This is a genomic window from Azonexus hydrophilus, from assembly GCF_038368255.1.
Taxonomy (GTDB): Bacteria; Pseudomonadota; Gammaproteobacteria; order Burkholderiales; family Rhodocyclaceae; genus Azonexus; species Azonexus hydrophilus.
Genome location: NZ_CP151406.1, coordinates 1412493 through 1431443, shown reverse-complemented (window position 1 = coordinate 1431443; position 18951 = coordinate 1412493). Strand labels below are relative to the sequence as shown.

Here is an 18951-nt window from a genome sequence, read left to right as displayed (position 1 = left end):
CAAAAAAATACGGGGGCCATCGGCCCCCGTCAAAGCCCACAAGGGCACGCAGAGTCGGAGAAGAAATCCGCTTAGAAGAAACCCAGCTTCTGCTCGGCGTAGGAGACGAGCAGATTCTTGGTCTGCTGGTAATGATCAAGCATGACCTTGTGCGTTTCGCGACCGATGCCCGATTCCTTGTAGCCGCCAAAGGCGGCGTGCGCCGGGTAGGCGTGGTAGCAGTTGGTCCATACGCGACCGGCCTGGATGGCGCGGCCCATGCGGTAGGCGACGTTGCCGTTGCGGCTCCAGACGCCGGCACCGAGGCCGTAGAGCGTGTCGTTGGCGATCGCCAGGGCTTCGGCTTCGTCCTTGAAGGTGGTCACCGCGAGCACCGGCCCGAAGATTTCTTCCTGGAAGATGCGCATCTTGTTGTGGCCCTTGAACAGCGTCGGCTGGATGTAGTAGCCGCCTTCGATGTCGCCGCCGAGGTGGGCGCGCTCACCACCGATCAGCACCTGGGCGCCCTCTTCCTTGCCCAGCTTGAGGTAGGACTCGATCTTGTCCATCTGGATCTGCGAGGCCTGCGCGCCCATCATCGTCTCGGTGTCGAGCGGCGAACCCTGCTTGATCGCGGCGACGCGCTTCAGGCAGCGCTCTATGAAGGCATCGTAGATCGATTCCTGGATCAGCGCGCGGCTCGGGCAGGTGCACACTTCGCCCTGGTTGAAGGCGAACAGGACCAGGCCTTCGATCGCCTTGTCGAGGAAGCCGTCGTCCTTGTCCATGACGTCGGCGAAGAAGATGTTGGGCGACTTGCCGCCCAGTTCCAGCGTCGCCGGGATCAGGTTGTTGGCGGCAGCCTGGGCGATGACGCGGCCGGTGGCGGTGGAGCCGGTGAAGGCGATCTTGGCGATGCGCTTGGAGGTGGCCAGCGGCATGCCGGCTTCACGACCCAGACCATTGACGATGTTGAGCACGCCCGGCGGCAGCAGGTCGGCGATCAGGTCGACCAGGATCAGGATCGAGATCGGCGTCGATTCGGCCGGCTTCAAGACCACGCAGTTGCCGGCGCCGAGCGCCGGGGCCAGCTTCCAGGCGGCCATCAGGATGGGGAAGTTCCAGGGGATGATCTGACCGACGACGCCGAGCGGCTCATGAATGTGGTAGGCCATGGTGTTCTCGTCGATTTCCGAGATGCCGCCTTCCTGCGAGCGCAGGCAGCCGGCGAAGTAACGGAAGTGGTCGACGGCCAGCGGGATGTCGGCGTTCAGCGTTTCGCGGATCGGCTTGCCGTTGTCGACGGTCTCGGCGTAGGCGAGCAGTTCGAGGTTCTGTTCGAGGCGGTCGGCGATCTTGAGCAGGATGTTCGAGCGGGTCGCGGCATCGGTCTTGCCCCACTTCGGGAAGGCGGCGTGGGCGGCGTCGAGCGCCAGCTCGATGTCTTCGGCGGTGGAGCGGGCAACCTGGGTATAGACCTTGCCATTGACCGGGGTCACCACGTCGAAGTACTGGCCTTTGACCGGGGCGGTCCATTGGCCGTTGATGAAGTTGTCGTACTTGGCCTTGTAGGCGATTTTTGCGCCAGCGGCGCCGGGGGCTGCGTAGATCATCTTGTCTCCTGTCTTTTACGAATGAGTGAATCAGTTGCCTGATGGCCAGCAACCCATATCAAGGGCCGTGCCAGAACAACACATCATTGATTCAAAAAGAATTTCCAGAAATCGACCAGCAGCCAGGCGACGACTGGAACGTCGCACAAGGAAACAACTGTCACATTCTGGAACAGTGTCCGGCAATTCGTTCGCCAGGGCTTGCATGCCCGGCCCGGCCCCCTATACTCCCGATAAAGTCCGGCGACGAACGGGCGAGGAGACAAACACGATGCGCACTCATTCCCCCGTGCCGGCCCCGCAGTTGCGACAAGCCCGCCTGAAGCTGCTCGAAGGCAGCGACTTCACCGATGCCGCCGTCGACGAGCGCCTGGCCCGTTCATGGCGGCGCAGCCTGGCTGCCGGCCTGACGCCGACCGGCCGTCTGGCCATCCCGGACAATCTCAGCGGCAAGGAGCTAGGCCGGGCACTGGGCCGCAATCACGAACTGCTCAGCCATTCGCGGCCGATCATGGAATACCTGTTCGAACAGGTGCGCCACAGCCACAGCATGGTCATCCTCGCCGACAACCGGGGCGTGCTCATGCACACCCTCGGCGATGCCGACTTTCTCGGCAAGGCCGAGCGCGTCGCCCTGATGTCGGGCGCCTGCTGGGACGAGCGCCAGCGCGGCACCAATGCCATCGGCACCGCGCTGGCCGAAGCGGCCGGGGTCGAAATCCACGGCGACGAGCATTTCCTGGAGCGCAACACCTTTCTCACCTGTGCCGCCGCGCCCATCGTCTCCGCAACCGGCGAACTGCTCGGCATCCTCGACATTTCCGGCGACCGGCGCAGCCGTCATCCGCACACCCTCGGCCTGGTCAACACTGCGGCGCGGATGATCGAGAACCGCCTGGTCGTCGATGCCTGCCAGCGCCACCTGCGCCTGCATCTCCACCCGGACCCGGCCGGCATCGGCACGGTCGCCGAGGGTATCGTTGCTCTCTCCGAGGACGGCTGGATCGTTGGCGCCAATCGCAATGCGCTACAGATGCTCGGCCTGGCCAGTGCCGACATCGGCGCCACACCGCTGTTTCGTGCGCTCGACACGCGCCTGGCCGACCTGCTCGAACAGGCCCGCCGCCGTTCCGGGCAAGGCCTGGCGCTGCGTCGCCACGACGGGATGAGCCTGTACGCCCGGCTCGATGGACACGAGCCGCGCATCCTGTCGGTTCCGGCCACGCCGGCACCGAAGAAAGACGACGCGCTGAGTGCGCTGGATACCGGCGACGGCCGCTGGCGCACCGCCGCCGACAAGGCCCGGCGTATCGTCGGCAAGGACATTCCGCTGCTGATCGGCGGCGAATCCGGGGTCGGCAAGGAGATGTTCGCCCGCGCCGCGCACGAATCCTCGCCGCAACGCGATGGCCCCTTCGTCGCCATCAATTGCGCCGCACTGCCGGAAAACCTGATCGAGGCCGAACTGTTCGGCTATGTCTCCGGTGCCTTCACCGGCGCCCGCAAGGAAGGCTACATCGGCCGCCTGCGCGAAGCCGACGGCGGCACCCTGTTCCTCGACGAAATCGGCGACATGCCGCTGACCATGCAGACCCGCCTGTTGCGCGTCCTGCAGGAGCGCCAGGTGACGCCGCTCGGCGGCGGCACCCCAGTCAAGGTCAATTTCGCCCTGATCTGCGCCACCCATTGCGACTTGCCGGCCGCCTGCGCCAGCGGCCGCTTCCGCAGCGACCTCTACTACCGGATCAACGGCCTCAGCCTGAATTTGCCCGCCCTGCGCGAGCGCAGCGATTTCGCGGCGCTGTGCGACAAGCTGCTGGCCGAACTTTTCCCAGATCTGCCGGTAGACATTGCGCCGGGACTGCGCCAGCGCCTGGCGGCCTACCACTGGCCGGGCAACCTGCGCCAGCTGGCCAGCGTGCTGCGCACCGCCTGCGCCATGCTCGACCCGGGCGATACCCGCATCGACTGGCAACACCTGCCGGACGATATCCTGGCCGCGCTCCAGGCCGGTACGGAGCGGCCGTCGACGACAAGTACCGTGCTGCCGGCGCAGGATCTTGCCACGCTGTCGCTGGCCGCCATCCAGCAGGCCATCGTCGACCACCAGGGCAATCTCAGCGCCGCCGCCCGGCAACTCGGGATCAGCCGGCAGACGCTGTACCGCAAGCTGAAAACCGGCGCCGGGCAGTAAGCATTAGGAGGTATTGTGCGCAGCCGATGGCGGTGACATGATCGGACGCTCCGTCCCGACGAGCCTGCCATGACTGCTTCCCTCCCCGACATCGCCAACCTGATCGGCCGCCTGCCGCTGTTTTCCAGCATGTCGGTCGAAGAAGTCGGCCGCATCGCCGCCGGCGCCCGCGAAGTCCGGGCGGCCAAGGGCGACATCCTGTTCCACAAGGGCGACCCCAATCACGGTTTCCACCTGCTGCTCAGCGGCCAGATCAAGCTCGCCTTCACCTCGGCTCAGGGCAACGAGAAAGTCGTCGAAATCATTCAGCCAGGCCAGACTTTCGGCGAGGCGATCATGTTCATGGACACGCCCTACATCGTCTACGCCCAGGCACTCGCCGATGCGCAGATGATCCACATTGCCAAGGCAACCGTTTTCGCCGAACTCGACCGCGACCCCAAACTGGCGCGCAAGATGCTCGCCAGCATGGCCGTCCGCCTGCACCAGTTGATGGCCGACCTCGAAGCCAACTCGCTGCATTCCGGCAAGGAACGCATCATCACCTACCTGCTACGCGAGCTTCCGGCCAGCACCACGCCAGGCCAGACCGCCACGGTCAGCCTGAGCACCACCAAGGGCATCGTCGCCTCGCGCCTCAACCTGACCCAGGAACACTTCTCCCGCATCCTGCACGAACTGGTCGAGGAAGGCCTGATCGTCGTCCGCGGCCGGCAGATTGAAATCCCGGACCCCAAACGCCTCAGCGCAAGTCGAGGCTGACAAAAAAAGGGGCGGAAATTCCGCCCCTTTTACTTTGCTAGCTGACTACCAGGATCAATCGACGATCAGCTTTCCGTTATTCAACAACTGCTGGATCAGCGCAGCATCGTTGTTGTTCGCCACACCGTACTCACTGTACAGATTGACCCCGGTCAGCGTAATGCGCTGGCTTTCCTGTCCAGAACTATAGGTTCCTCCAGCAAAGCCTCCATCATGACTGATGCGCAGTATCGTACTGGTAACGCCACCGGAGGTCGTCGTCGTGATGTCGATATAGTTGGCAAGGTTACCGATACCCGTGCTGTGGTTTTCGCCGACCAGCAAATCCCGCAGATCAAGGATATCCTCGTTACGGTTGAAGTCGGTAATGGTATCGAGGGCTGGCGAGCCTTTGTTCCCACGATCAGCCAAACTCCACTGGAAAGTGTCAGCCCCCATACCACCGGTCATCGTGTCGCTGCCAGCACCACCAATCAACAGGTCGTTACCGGCACCGCCATTAAGCGTGTCGTTACCATTGCCACCGACCAGCTTATCGTTACCATTACCGCCGTTCAGGATGTCATCACCATCGCCACCAGACAGCCAGTCATTTCCATCACCGCCACTGAGCGTATCGTTGCCGGCCAGCCCGCTGAGAATGTCATTCCCCGCAGTACCGTTGATGGTATTGCCGCTGGCAGTGCCAACACTGGTCACCGCACCCTGGCTGTAGGTCACATTCAGTTGCACTGATCCATTCGCAGTATCGCCATCGAAATCCCGCAGCGTGAAGCCGAAGGTTTCGGACAGGGAACCGGTACCGGAGAACGGAGGACGATAGCTGTAATCGCCATTATCCAGGTCAATGATCAACAACCCGCCGGCTGCGGTGCTTACGTTCAGCTGGTGCGTGACAGCGTCAAATGTAGCGGACGCTGTACCGCTGCCTGAGACACTGACGGTATTCGCCGTACGGTCCCAACTGAATACTCGCCCGTCGATCTGGATTACCGACAAATAGCCCTGATCCGCACCCACATTGCCCGGCGTATTACCCAAGAGGACATTGCCCTGCGCAATCGGCGCAACGGTCGACTGAAGCACCGCCGACAGGGTATTCACGTTCGGCACCATCAGTGCCTCGGTGCTGCTACCCGTCGTACCGTCGTAGGCAATTGGATCAAGGTAGGCCTTGTCCGTTGCGGTCAATCCGGTACCAATCCCCAGCGCAAAGGCCTTGATCTCATTGGTGGCAAGGAAATTTGCCCAGATTGCTGCTTCATCCGGCTGAATTCCGGAATCAGCGGTGACATTGGTACCACCATTACTGTTATTGGCCAAGGTCGAGCCGTTTCCATCACTGGCGTTTGGCTGTCCATCGGAAATGAAATAGGCCACATTCTGCAGCGAACCTCCGGCCGGGGCTTCCAGAATCCGCCCGGCAGAAGTCCAGGACTGAATCGCCTGCGCCAGCGCCGCATCGTAATTGGTCCAGCCATTGGCCGTGATCGAACTCAACATGGCCTTGGCATCATCCGCCGTCATCCAGAAGCTGGTCCGATCTGCAGCCGTGGTCGAGAACGTGACGATCTTGACTGCAACATCGCCATATCCGTCATACGAGTTGATCAGATTGGTAATTGCTGTCCGCGCAGCCGCCAGCCGGTCGACCGATGTGCTGGTCATGCTGCCGGACACATCAAGGATTACCATCAGGTTGGTATCGATCTGTCCGACATCCAATTGCCTGGTCTGAGCACCTGCTACCGGCGAGTCATCCTCAACGTTGACCGTCAGCGTTGCGCTACTCGCAACCGTACCGTCGCTGACCGTCACACCAATGTCGAAAGACAAGACATCTTCGACGCCTGCTTGAGCATGATCGACAGGACCCAGCAAGGTTACTGTGTAACTTCCATTGCTGGCAATCGTCACACTGACGACAGGCGAACCGGCGGCCGAGCCCACCAGATTCGTGGTACCGACACCGCTCCACTGCAGCGGCTCGCCACCAGAAGTCACCGTCGTCGAAGGCGGATAGAGGGCGAGGGACAAGGTTCCACTACCGGAAACCGCCATGGTTCCGCTGAAGACAGTGGCATTCGTCGTATCCTGCGGCACGCCAAGGTTATCGATGTTACCGCCGACCAAGCCCTCTTCAGAGAGCGTAGCGCTAGCACCGCCAACCGTCGGTGCCGGACGGCCCAGCAGCGTGACATTAATGCTGCCGCTGGCGGTATCCAGGTCGGAATCAGTGAGCTGATAGCCGAGATTCATGCTGATATCGGCACGATAGTTGATATAGCTGAGGCTGGATACCTCGGGACGCCACGAACCGCTATTCGAGGTAAAGACGACCTGATCGAAAGCCAAGCCGCCCGTATTCGCTACGGAAATGGTCAGCGGCTGCTCGTTCGTCGTGATCGCAACATTATTTCCACGCGCCACTTCGACGCCATCCCGATAGGCAACCCACGACATCGTTGCTGTCTGCCCCTGAGCCTCAAGTGTAAAACCTGCCGAGGTGACGTCCACCCCGAAATTCAGGGTGAGCTTTTCATTACCTGCGGTATCGATCCAGTTCCCCGCACCACCATTTACAGAAATCCCTTGGGTTGAGTAATTGACATTGGCCGGCTGACCATTACGTTCCCCGGTAATATCAATCAACACCAGGCCGGAGGCGGAATCACTCAGCAGCAGATTGCCGGAATTTCCTCCAGTATTCTTGAAGCTGCTCGACTGAGAGGAGACCCCAAGCAGTTCAGTATAGGTACGGAACTGAGTACCACCGGAATCCAGATCGATATTGAGCGTGAAGACGTTCTCGCGAACCCCCGCGCGCATTATGAAGCCAGTCATCACATCACCGGCATCGTTGAACTCGGTCTGAACCAGTTGACCATCGGCGAACAAAGTCGGCATCGACGATGCCCCCGGGCGCCAGGTGAAATCCGTACCATCGGCGGACAGCGAAACGGGGAGGCTACCAAGCACGGTTTGCCCTGCCTGATTGGCACCGGCAATCGATGCAAGCCCATTGACCGTCGGCGCATCATCCTCAACAAGGAGCGTCAGGGTAGAGGTGTTGCTGTTGGTCGCATTGCTCACCGTCACACCAAAGTCCAGACGCAGCATGTCCTCGATGTTTGCCACTGGATGATCCAGACCTCCCTTCAACACCAGGGAATACTGACCGTTACTCTGCATCGTGAGCGTGAGGATTTCCCGGCCATTCGCCGAGCCAGAGAGTACAGTGGCCGTACCCACGAGAGTGGTAGTCCAGGACAGGGCTTGACCACCTGAAGTCAGGCCGGATGGCGGAGTGAAGGAAATTATCCTGTCACCATCGCCTCCAATGAGCATCGTTCCATTGAAGCTAGCCGAATTGGTCGTATCGGGAACCCCGACCGAATCCGGGCTACCACCAGGCAAACCTTCTTCCGAAACCACCGCGATAGTTGGCTGGATGCCCAGCGTGGCGATCGAAGCAGAGCCATCAGCCAGATCCGAACCATCCCGGGCCGTTGCCGTCACCGTGATGTTCATCGAGCCAGTCATGTCGACCGGCGTGGTCATCGTCAGCCCGGTGATCGTGACAGCCTTGGTCACCGGATCAACCGTCACCACATACGGACCATCGCTGGTCAGTGGCAGGGTCCAGGTGCCATCCGGATTCTGCGTGCCATGCGACAGCGTCACCCCAGCCGGAACGCTGACCGTAATCGTGGCGATTTCCTCGGAATAATCGATATCGGTCGGCGTTGCCGTGATCGTCAGCGGATGCGTCTTGGTTTGCGCGAAAGTCACCGAATGGATCAGGTAATCGTCACCCGCACGCGGAGCCGTGAACTCGATGCGTGCGATTTGCGCGCCGTTGTCACTGACCACCGTGAAAGGCGAATCGACCACATCGGTGACGCCGGCAACGGTGCCCTGGCCAATCTGGTTACCCTGATCGTCGAACAGCGTGTAGGTCGCCCGCTCGCCAGAGTGCAACCAGGCGAACTGGATGGTGGCGCTGGACACCGGATCATCGAAAGCGATGGCAATCTTCTCGGAATTTCCGTTCAGATGACCGATTTCGCTATCGTTTCCAGAGGATGCCTGAGCAACCCCAAAGCCACTGACATTGCCCGCACCCGCGCCGTTGACAACGCTGACCGTACCCGGAGAACCATCGAGATTGTAGGCGGTGACTGTATACCCTTGGCCGGCAATGCCAGCGTTGGTGTTATTGATGGTCAGGTTGTTGGTCACCGGGTTGCCGATCTGGATCGTCACATTCGGCGTATCGGCAACCGGCGTCACCGTGATATCCAGCGTCGAGGTATCGGTGCGCATACCGTTGGTGACCGTGTAGGTCACCGTCGGCACCGGGCCACTGTAATCCTGGTACGGCACGAAGGAATAGCTGCCATCAACATTGATGGTCAACTCGCCGCGCCCCGCGATGGTCACGCTGCTGCCCGCAGCATGCACAGTCGGATCACCGGCCACCGAGAAACTCAGGATTGAGACGCTACCAGCGGCAGTAACCGTATTGGCAATCAGCGTACCGGAAACGATGGAGACATCCTCCTGCGTGGAAACCGCCTCATTGCCATCATCGATGCTGTTGTCGTTGATCGTACCGGTTCCAGCAACTGGGACGGCATTCTGTGCGGTCGCAGCAGAAAGGAAAAGCTGTTCAGGTTGCTCGACTTCTCCATCATCGATGGTCGGCAAGCGAACGATGAACGAGGTCGTCGAAGGAGGCACCGAGACGCTGAAAGTACCATCCGCAGCCACCGTAACCGTGGTGAAGTTGTTGCCACCGTCGAAGGAAACCTCGATCGGCGTCGTGGTATCGAGCGCAAGGCTCGCCGTGTCGTCGTCGAAATCCAGATTGACAGTCGTCGAGAACAGACTTTCGTTACTCAGGGTCACCACGAAATCAAGCGCCATCCCTTCGACAGTCGTCGGACTGGAGACTGCAATCACTGCCGGACGGTCGTCCAGCGGCGGCGGTTGGATCGTCGGCGGCGTCACCGTCGGCGGCAGCGGCGTACCCGGCGTGCCGTCGTCCGTGATCGTACCCACGCCCGTGGCGCTGTTGGTCACCGTCGTTGCCGTCAGCGTGAAGGTTTCCGGACCTTCGTACACTTGCGTCGGTTCGTCGGCCGTCGTCTGCACCGACACGTAGAACGTCGTCGTGTTGGCCGGTACCTGAACCTGGCCACCCACCACCGGCGTCCACGTCGCACCGTTGTCAAACGTCACATACAGGTCGTTCGACAGGTCGCTGCCCAGCGTCGCGTCGGTGTCCGTATTCACCGCCGTGTTGCCCAGGTTCAGCGTCACCGTCGTCGGGTTCTCCGACGGGTTGCTCAGCGTCAGCGTGAAGATCGCCGTCTGGCCTTCCGACACCGTCACATTGTTCACCGTCACGCCCGGACGATCGTCCAGCGGCGGCGGTTGGATCGTCGGCGGCGTCACCGTCGGCGGCAGCGGCGTACCCGGCGTGCCGTCGTCCGTGATCGTGCCGGTACCCGTCGCCGTGTTCACTGCTGTCGTTGCCGTCAGCGTGAAGGTTTCCGGACCTTCGTACACTTGCGTCGGTTCGTCGGCCGTCGTCTGCACCGACACGTAGAACGTCGTCGTGTTGGCCGGCACCTGAACCTGGCCACCCACCACCGGCGTCCACGTCGCACCGTTGTCAAACGTCACATACAGGTCGTTCGACAGGTCGCTGCCCAGCGTCGCGTCGGTGTCCGTATTCACCGCCGTGTTGCCCAGGTTCAGCGTCACCGTCGTCGGGTTCTCCGACGGGTTGCTCAGCGTCAGCGTGAAGATCGCCGTCTGGCCTTCCGACACCGTCACATTGTTCACCGTCACGCCCGGACGGTCGTCCAGCGGCGGCGGCTGGATCGTCGGCGGCGTCACCGGCGGCTGCGGCGTACCCGGCGTGCCGTCGTCCGTGATCGTACCCACGCCCGTGGCGCTGTTGGTCACCGTCGTTGCCGTCAGCGTGAAGGTTTCCGGGCCTTCGTACACTTGCGTCGGTTCGTCGGCCGTCGTCTGCACCGACACGTAGAACGTCGTCGTGTTGGCCGGTACCTGAACCTGGCCACCCACCACCGGCGTCCATGTCGCACCGTTGTCAAACGTCACATACAGGTCGTTCGACAGGTCGCTGCCCAGCGTCGCGTCGGTGTCCGTATCCACCGCCGTGTTGCCCAGGTTCAGCGTCACCGTCGTCGGGTTCGCCGACGGGTTGCTCAGCGTCAGCGTGAAGATCGCCGTCTGGCCTTCCGACACCGTCACATTGTTCACCGTCACGCCCGGACGGTCGTCCAGCGGCGGCGGCTGGATCGTCGGCGGCGTCACCGGCGGCTGCGGCGTGCCCGGCGTGCCGTCGTCCGTGATCGTGCCCACGCCCGTGGCGCTGTTGGTCACCGTCGTTGCCGTCAGCGTGAAGGTCTCCGGGCCTTCGTACACTTGCGTCGGTTCGTCGGCCGTCGTCTGCACCGACACGTAGAACGTCGTCGTGTTGGCCGGTACCTGAACCTGGCCACCCACCACCGGCGTCCACGTCGCACCGTTGTCAAACGTCACATACAGGTCGTTCGACAGGTCGCTGCCCAGCGTCGCGTCGGTGTCCGTATTCACCGCCGTGTTGCCCAGGTTCAGCGTCACCGTCGTCGGGTTCGCCGACGGGTTGCTCAGCGTCAGCGTGAAGATCGCCGTCTGGCCTTCCGACACCGTCACATTGTTCACCGTCACGCCCGGACGGTCGTCCAGCGGCGGCGGTTGGATCGTCGGCGGCGTCACCGTCGGCGGCAGCGGCGTACCCGGCGTGCCGTCGTCCGTGATCGTACCCACGCCCGTAGACGGGGTCGCCTGCGTCGCTGTCGTTGCCGTCAGCGTGAAGGTCTCCGGACCTTCGTACACTTGCGTCGGTTCGTCGGCCGTCGTCTGCACCGACACGTAGAACGTCGTCGTGTTGGCCGGCACCTGAACCTGGCCACCCACCACCGGCGTCCATGTCGCACCGTTGTCAAACGTCACATACAGGTCGTTCGACAGGTCGCTGCCCAGCGTCGCGTCGGTGTCCGTATTCACCGCCGTGTTGCCCAGGTTCAGCGTCACCGTCGTCGGGTTCGCCGACGGGTTGCTCAGCGTCAGCGTGAAGATCGCCGTCTGGCCTTCCGACACCGTCACATTGTTCACCGTCACGCCCGGACGGTCGTCCAGCGGCGGCGGTTGGATCGTCGGCGGCGTCACCGTCGGCGGCAGCGGCGTACCCGGCGTGCCGTCGTCCGTGATCGTGCCCACGCCCGTAGACGGGGTCGCCTGCGTCGCTGTCGTTGCCGTCAGCGTGAAGGTTTCCGGGCCTTCGTACACTTGCGTCGGTTCGTCGGCCGTCGTCTGCACCGACACGTAGAACGTCGTCGTGTTGGCCGGCACCTGAACCTGGCCACCCACCACCGGCGTCCACGTCGCACCGTTGTCAAACGTCACATACAGGTCGTTCGACAGGTCGCTGCCCAGCGTCGCGTCGGTGTCCGTATCCACCGCCGTGTTGCCCAGGTTCAGCGTCACCGTCGTCGGGTTCGCCGACGGGTTGCTCAGCGTCAGCGTGAAGATCGCCGTCTGGCCTTCCGACACCGTCACATTGTTCACCGTCACGCCCGGACGGTCGTCCAGCGGCGGCGGTTGGATCGTCGGCGGCGTCACCGGCGGCTGCGGCGTGCCCGGCGTGCCGTCGTCCGTGATCGTGCCCACGCCCGTGGCGCTGTTGGTCACCGTCGTTGCCGTCAGCGTGAAGGTTTCCGGGCCTTCGTACACTTGCGTCGGTTCGTCAGCCGTCGTCTGCACCGACACGTAGAACGTCGTCGTGTTCGCCGGTACCTGAACCTGACCACCCACCACCGGCGTCCATGTCGCACCGTTGTCAAACGTCACATACAGGTCGTTCGACAGGTCGCTGCCCAGCGTCGCGTCGGTGTCCGTATCCACCGCCGTGTTGCCCAGGTTCAGCGTCACCGTCGTCGGGTTCGCCGACGGGTTGCTCAGCGTCAGCGTGAAGATCGCCGTCTGGCCTTCCGACACCGTCACATTGTTCACCGTCACGCCCGGACGGTCGTCCAGCGGCGGCGGCTGGATCGTCGGCGGCGTCACCGGCGGCTGCGGCGTGCCCGGCGTGCCGTCGTCCGTGATCGTGCCCACGCCCGTGGCGCTGTTGGTCACCGTCGTTGCCGTCAGCGTGAAGGTCTCCGGACCTTCGTACACTTGCGTCGGTTCGTCGGCCGTCGTCTGCACCGACACGTAGAACGTCGTCGTGTTGGCCGGTACCTGAACCTGGCCACCCACCACCGGCGTCCATGTCGCACCGTTGTCAAACGTCACATACAGGTCGTTCGACAGGTCGCTGCCCAGCGTCGCGTCGGTGTCCGTATTCACCGCCGTGTTGCCCAGGTTCAGCGTCACCGTCGTCGGGTTCGCCGACGGGTTGCTCAGCGTCAGCGTGAAGATCGCCGTCTGGCCTTCCGACACCGTCACATTGTTCACCGTCACGCCCGGACGGTCGTCCAGCGGCGGCGGCTGGATCGTCGGCGGCGTCACCGGCGGCTGCGGCGTACCCGGCGTGCCGTCATCCGTGATCGTACCCACGCCCGTAGACGGGGTCGCCTGCGTCGCTGTCGTTGCCGTCAGCGTGAAGGTTTCCGGGCCTTCGTACACTTGCGTCGGTTCGTCGGCCGTCGTCTGCACCGACACGTAGAACGTCGTCGTGTTGGCCGGTACCTGAACCTGGCCACCCACCACCGGCGTCCACGTCGCACCGTTGTCAAACGTCACATACAGGTCGTTCGACAGGTCGCTGCCCAGCGTCGCGTCGGTGTCCGTATTCACCGCCGTGTTGCCCAGGTTCAGCGTCACCGTCGTCGGGTTCGCCGACGGGTTGCTCAGCGTCAGCGTGAAGATCGCCGTCTGGCCTTCCGACACCGTCACATTGTTCACCGTCACGCCCGGACGATCGTCCAGCGGCGGCGGTTGGATCGTCGGCGGCGTCACCGTCGGCGGCAGCGGCGTACCCGGCGTGCCGTCGTCCGTGATCGTGCCGGTACCCGTCGCCGTGTTCACTGCTGTCGTTGCCGTCAGCGTGAAGGTTTCCGGACCTTCGTACACTTGCGTCGGTTCGTCGGCCGTCGTCTGCACCGACACGTAGAACGTCGTCGTGTTGGCCGGCACCTGAACCTGGCCACCCACCACCGGCGTCCACGTCGCACCGTTGTCAAACGTCACATACAGGTCGTTCGACAGGTCGCTGCCCAGCGTCGCGTCGGTGTCCGTATTCACCGCCGTGTTGCCCAGGTTCAGCGTCACCGTCGTCGGGTTCTCCGACGGGTTGCTCAGCGTCAGCGTGAAGATCGCCGTCTGGCCTTCCGACACCGTCACATTGTTCACCGTCACGCCCGGACGGTCGTCCAGCGGCGGCGGTTGGATCGTCGGCGGCGTCACCGGCGGCTGCGGCGTACCCGGCGTGCCGTCGTCCGTGATCGTACCCACGCCCGTAGACGGGGTCGCCTGCGTCGCTGTCGTTGCCGTCAGCGTGAAGGTCTCCGGACCTTCGTACACTTGCGTCGGTTCGTCGGCCGTCGTCTGCACCGACACGTAGAACGTCGTCGTGTTGGCCGGCACCTGAACCTGGCCACCCACCACCGGCGTCCATGTCGCACCGTTGTCAAACGTCACATACAGGTCGTTCGACAGGTCGCTGCCCAGCGTCGCGTCGGTGTCCGTATCCACCGCCGTGTTGCCCAGGTTCAGCGTCACCGTCGTCGGGTTCGCCGACGGGTTGCTCAGCGTCAGCGTGAAGATCGCCGTCTGGCCTTCCGACACCGTCACATTGTTCACCGTCACGCCCGGACGGTCGTCCAGCGGCGGCGGCTGGATCGTCGGCGGCGTCACCGGCGGCTGCGGCGTGCCCGGCGTGCCGTCGTCCGTGATCGTGCCCACGCCCGTGGCGCTGTTGGTCACCGTCGTTGCCGTCAGCGTGAAGGTTTCCGGGCCTTCGTACACTTGCGTCGGTTCGTCGGCCGTCGTCTGCACCGACACGTAGAACGTCGTCGTGTTGGCCGGTACCTGAACCTGACCACCCACCACCGGCGTCCATGTCGCACCGTTGTCAAACGTCACATACAGGTCGTTCGACAGGTCGCTGCCCAGCGTCGCGTCGGTGTCCGTATCCACCGCCGTGTTGCCCAGGTTCAGCGTCACCGTCGTCGGGTTCGCCGACGGGTTGCTCAGCGTCAGCGTGAAGATCGCCGTCTGGCCTTCCGACACCGTCACATTGTTCACCGTCACGCCCGGACGATCGTCCAGCGGCGGCGGTTGGATCGTCGGCGGCGTCACCGTCGGCGGCAGCGGCGTACCCGGCGTGCCGTCGTCCGTGATCGTGCCGGTACCCGTCGCCGTGTTCACTGCTGTCGTTGCCGTCAGCGTGAAGGTTTCCGGACCTTCGTACACTTGCGTCGGTTCGTCGGCCGTCGTCTGCACCGACACGTAGAACGTCGTCGTGTTGGCCGGTACCTGAACCTGGCCACCCACCACCGGCGTCCACGTCGCACCGTTGTCAAACGTCACATACAGGTCGTTCGACAGGTCGCTGCCCAGCGTCGCGTCGGTGTCCGTATTCACCGCCGTGTTGCCCAGGTTCAGCGTCACCGTCGTCGGGTTCGCCGACGGGTTGCTCAGCGTCAGCGTGAAGATCGCCGTCTGGCCTTCCGACACCGTCACATTGTTCACCGTCACGCCCGGACGGTCGTCCAGCGGCGGCGGTTGGATCGTCGGCGGCGTCACCGTCGGCGGCAGCGGCGTACCCGGCGTGCCGTCGTCCGTGATCGTACCCACGCCCGTAGACGGGGTCGCCTGCGTCGCTGTCGTTGCCGTCAGCGTGAAGGTCTCCGGACCTTCGTACACTTGCGTCGGTTCGTCGGCCGTCGTCTGCACCGACACGTAGAACGTCGTCGTGTTGGCCGGCACCTGAACCTGGCCACCCACCACCGGCGTCCATGTCGCACCGTTGTCAAACGTCACATACAGGTCGTTCGACAGGTCGCTGCCCAGCGTCGCGTCGGTGTCCGTATTCACCGCCGTGTTGCCCAGGTTCAGCGTCACCGTCGTCGGGTTCGCCGACGGGTTGCTCAGCGTCAGCGTGAAGATCGCCGTCTGGCCTTCCGACACCGTCACATTGTTCACCGTCACGCCCGGACGGTCGTCCAGCGGCGGCGGCTGGATCGTCGGCGGCGTCACCGGCGGCTGCGGCGTACCCGGCGTGCCGTCGTCCGTGATCGTACCCACGCCCGTGGCGCTGTTGGTCACCGTCGTTGCCGTCAGCGTGAAGGTTTCCGGGCCTTCGTACACTTGCGTCGGTTCGTCAGCCGTCGTCTGCACCGACACGTAGAACGTCGTCGTGTTGGCCGGTACCTGAACCTGGCCACCCACCACCGGCGTCCATGTCGCACCGTTGTCAAACGTCACATACAGGTCGTTCGACAGGTCGCTGCCCAGCGTCGCGTCGGTGTCCGTATTCACCGCCGTGTTGCCCAGGTTCAGCGTCACCGTCGTCGGGTTCGCCGACGGGTTGCTCAGCGTCAGCGTGAAGATCGCCGTCTGGCCTTCCGACACCGTCACATTGTTCACCGTCACGCCCGGACGGTCGTCCAGCGGCGGCGGCTGGATCGTCGGCGGCGTCACCGGCGGCTGCGGCGTGCCCGGCGTGCCGTCGTCCGTGATCGTGCCCACGCCCGTGGCGCTGTTGGTCACCGTCGTTGCCGTCAGCGTGAAGGTTTCCGGGCCTTCGTACACTTGCGTCGGTTCGTCGGCCGTCGTCTGCACCGACACGTAGAACGTCGTCGTGTTGGCCGGTACCTGAACCTGGCCACCCACCACCGGCGTCCACGTCGCACCGTTGTCAAACGTCACATACAGGTCGTTCGACAGGTCGCTGCCCAGCGTCGCGTCGGTGTCCGTATCCACCGCCGTGTTGCCCAGGTTCAGCGTCACCGTCGTCGGGTTCGCCGACGGGTTGCTCAGCGTCAGCGTGAAGATCGCCGTCTGGCCTTCCGACACCGTCACATTGTTCACCGTCACGCCCGGACGGTCGTCCAGCGGCGGCGGCTGGATCGTCGGCGGCGTCACCGGCGGCTGCGGCGTACCCGGCGTGCCGTCGTCCGTGATCGTACCCACGCCCGTGGCGCTGTTGGTCACCGTCGTTGCCGTCAGCGTGAAGGTTTCCGGGCCTTCGTACACTTGCGTCGGTTCGTCGGCCGTCGTCTGCACCGACACGTAGAACGTCGTCGTGTTGGCCGGTACCTGAACCTGACCACCCACCACCGGCGTCCATGTCGCACCGTTGTCAAACGTCACATACAGGTCGTTCGACAGGTCGCTGCCCAGCGTCGCGTCGGTGTCCGTATCCACCGCCGTGTTGCCCAGGTTCAGCGTCACCGTCGTCGGGTTCGCCGACGGGTTGCTCAGCGTCAGCGTGAAGATCGCCGTCTGGCCTTCCGACACCGTCACATTGTTCACCGTCACGCCCGGACGGTCGTCCAGCGGCGGCGGCTGGATCGTCGGCGGCGTCACCGGCGGCTGCGGCGTGCCCGGCGTGCCGTCGTCCGTGATCGTGCCCACGCCCGTGGCGCTGTTGGTCACCGTCGTTGCCGTCAGCGTGAAGGTTTCCGGGCCTTCGTACACTTGCGTCGGTTCGTCAGCCGTCGTCTGCACCGACACGTAGAACGTCGTCGTGTTGGCCGGTACCTGAACCTGACCACCCACCACCGGCGTCCACGTCGCACCGTTGTCAAACGTCACATACAGGTCGTTCGACAGGTCGCTGCCCAGCGTCGCGTCGGTGTCCGTATTCACCGCCGTGTTGCCCAGGTTCAGCGTCACCGTCGTCGGGTTCTCCGACGGGTTGCTCAGCGTCAGCGTGAAGATCGCCGTCTGGCCTTCCGACACCGTCACATTGTTCACCGTCACGCCCGGACGATCGTCCAGCGGCGGCGGTTGGATCGTCGGCGGCGTCACCGTCGGCGGCAGCGGCGTACCCGGCGTGCCGTCGTCCGTGATCGTGCCGGTACCCGTCGCCGTGTTCACTGCTGTCGTTGCCGTCAGCGTGAAGGTTTCCGGACCTTCGTACACTTGCGTCGGTTCGTCGGCCGTCGTCTGCACCGACACGTAGAACGTCGTCGTGTTGGCCGGCACCTGAACCTGGCCACCCACCACCGGCGTCCACGTCGCACCGTTGTCAAACGTCACATACAGGTCGTTCGACAGGTCGCTGCCCAGCGTCGCGTCGGTGTCCGTATCCACCGCCGTGTTGCCCAGGTTCAGCGTCACCGTCGTCGGGTTCGCCGACGGGTTGCTCAGCGTCAGCGTGAAGATCGCCGTCTGGCCTTCCGACACCGTCACATTGTTCACCGTCACGCCCGGACGGTCGTCCAGCGGCGGCGGTTGGATCGTCGGCGGCGTCACCGGCGGCTGCGGCGTGCCCGGCGTGCCGTCGTCCGTGATCGTGCCCACGCCCGTGGCGCTGTTGGTCACCGTCGTTGCCGTCAGCGTGAAGGTTTCCGGGCCTTCGTACACTTGCGTCGGTTCGTCAGCCGTCGTCTGCACCGACACGTAGAACGTCGTCGTGTTCGCCGGTACCTGAACCTGACCACCCACCACCGGCGTCCATGTCGCACCGTTGTCAAACGTCACATACAGGTCGTTCGACAGGTCGCTGCCCAGCGTCGCGTCGGTGTCCGTATCCACCGCCGTGTTGCCCAGGTTCAGCGTCACCGTCGTCGGGTTCGCCGACGGGTTGCTCAGCGTCAGCGTGAAGATCGCCGTCTGGCCTTCCGACACCGTCACATTGCTCACTTCGATACCCGGCGGATCTTCCGGCAACAAACCACCCTGGAACGTATCTTCTGGGGCATTGCGCTCGGTAGCGAAGCCATACTGTTGCCCATCCACGCTTTCAACAACGCGCAGGAACTCAACAAACGAATGGCCTTCATTGCCGCTGGCCGCCTCACCGGCTGCCGGCGCTTCTGCATCGAGCAGTGCATCGAGGTCGCCGCCGTCGGCAATGACGCCGGCCAACTGATCAAAGCCGCCTCCCGAACGGGCAACCGCGCTATCCGAGGCATCCGGCTTGTCCTGGGCCGCCACTTCGGCGTCGAGCGTTACTGCCTGGCGTTCGGCGATGACCATGCTGCGACCGTCGGCCAGGGCCAGAACGACCTGGGCGCCATTGCCGGAAACAACCACCTCGCCTTCACGGATGACATCGCCGGCTTTCAGCCGACGCAGATTACCCGCGCTGTCGCGGGCATAGGCTTCACCAGTGAGGGAAGAAACTTTGGCAATAACAGCAGCTTGAGCCAT

The 18951-nt window shown here is 63.6% G+C and carries 4 protein-coding genes; 2 read left to right on the top strand and 2 right to left on the bottom strand.

The annotated features are described in order from the left end of the window. Positions 1–71: 71 nt before the first annotated feature. Entirely contained in the window at positions 72–1592 is a 1521-nt protein-coding gene (gene exaC / locus AADV58_RS06905) for an acetaldehyde dehydrogenase ExaC (RefSeq protein ID WP_341744398.1), read from the bottom strand. A 271-nt stretch (positions 1593–1863) separates the two neighbouring features. Between exaC and AADV58_RS06900 the strand changes: the two genes are divergently transcribed. Continuing rightward, entirely contained in the window at positions 1864–3786 is a 1923-nt protein-coding gene (locus AADV58_RS06900) for a sigma-54-dependent Fis family transcriptional regulator (RefSeq protein ID WP_028996068.1), read from the top strand. Positions 3787–3855: 69 nt separating this feature from the next. Continuing rightward, on the top strand, positions 3856–4548 hold the full coding sequence (locus AADV58_RS06895) for a Crp/Fnr family transcriptional regulator (RefSeq protein WP_043421690.1): 693 nt from the start codon (positions 3856–3858) through the stop codon (positions 4546–4548). A gap of 54 nt (positions 4549–4602) precedes the next feature. Here AADV58_RS06895 and AADV58_RS06890 read toward each other — a convergent pair whose 3' ends face one another. After that, complete coding sequence (locus tag AADV58_RS06890; protein ID WP_341744397.1) at positions 4603–18951, bottom strand: retention module-containing protein; 14349 nt, start codon at positions 18949–18951, stop codon at positions 4603–4605.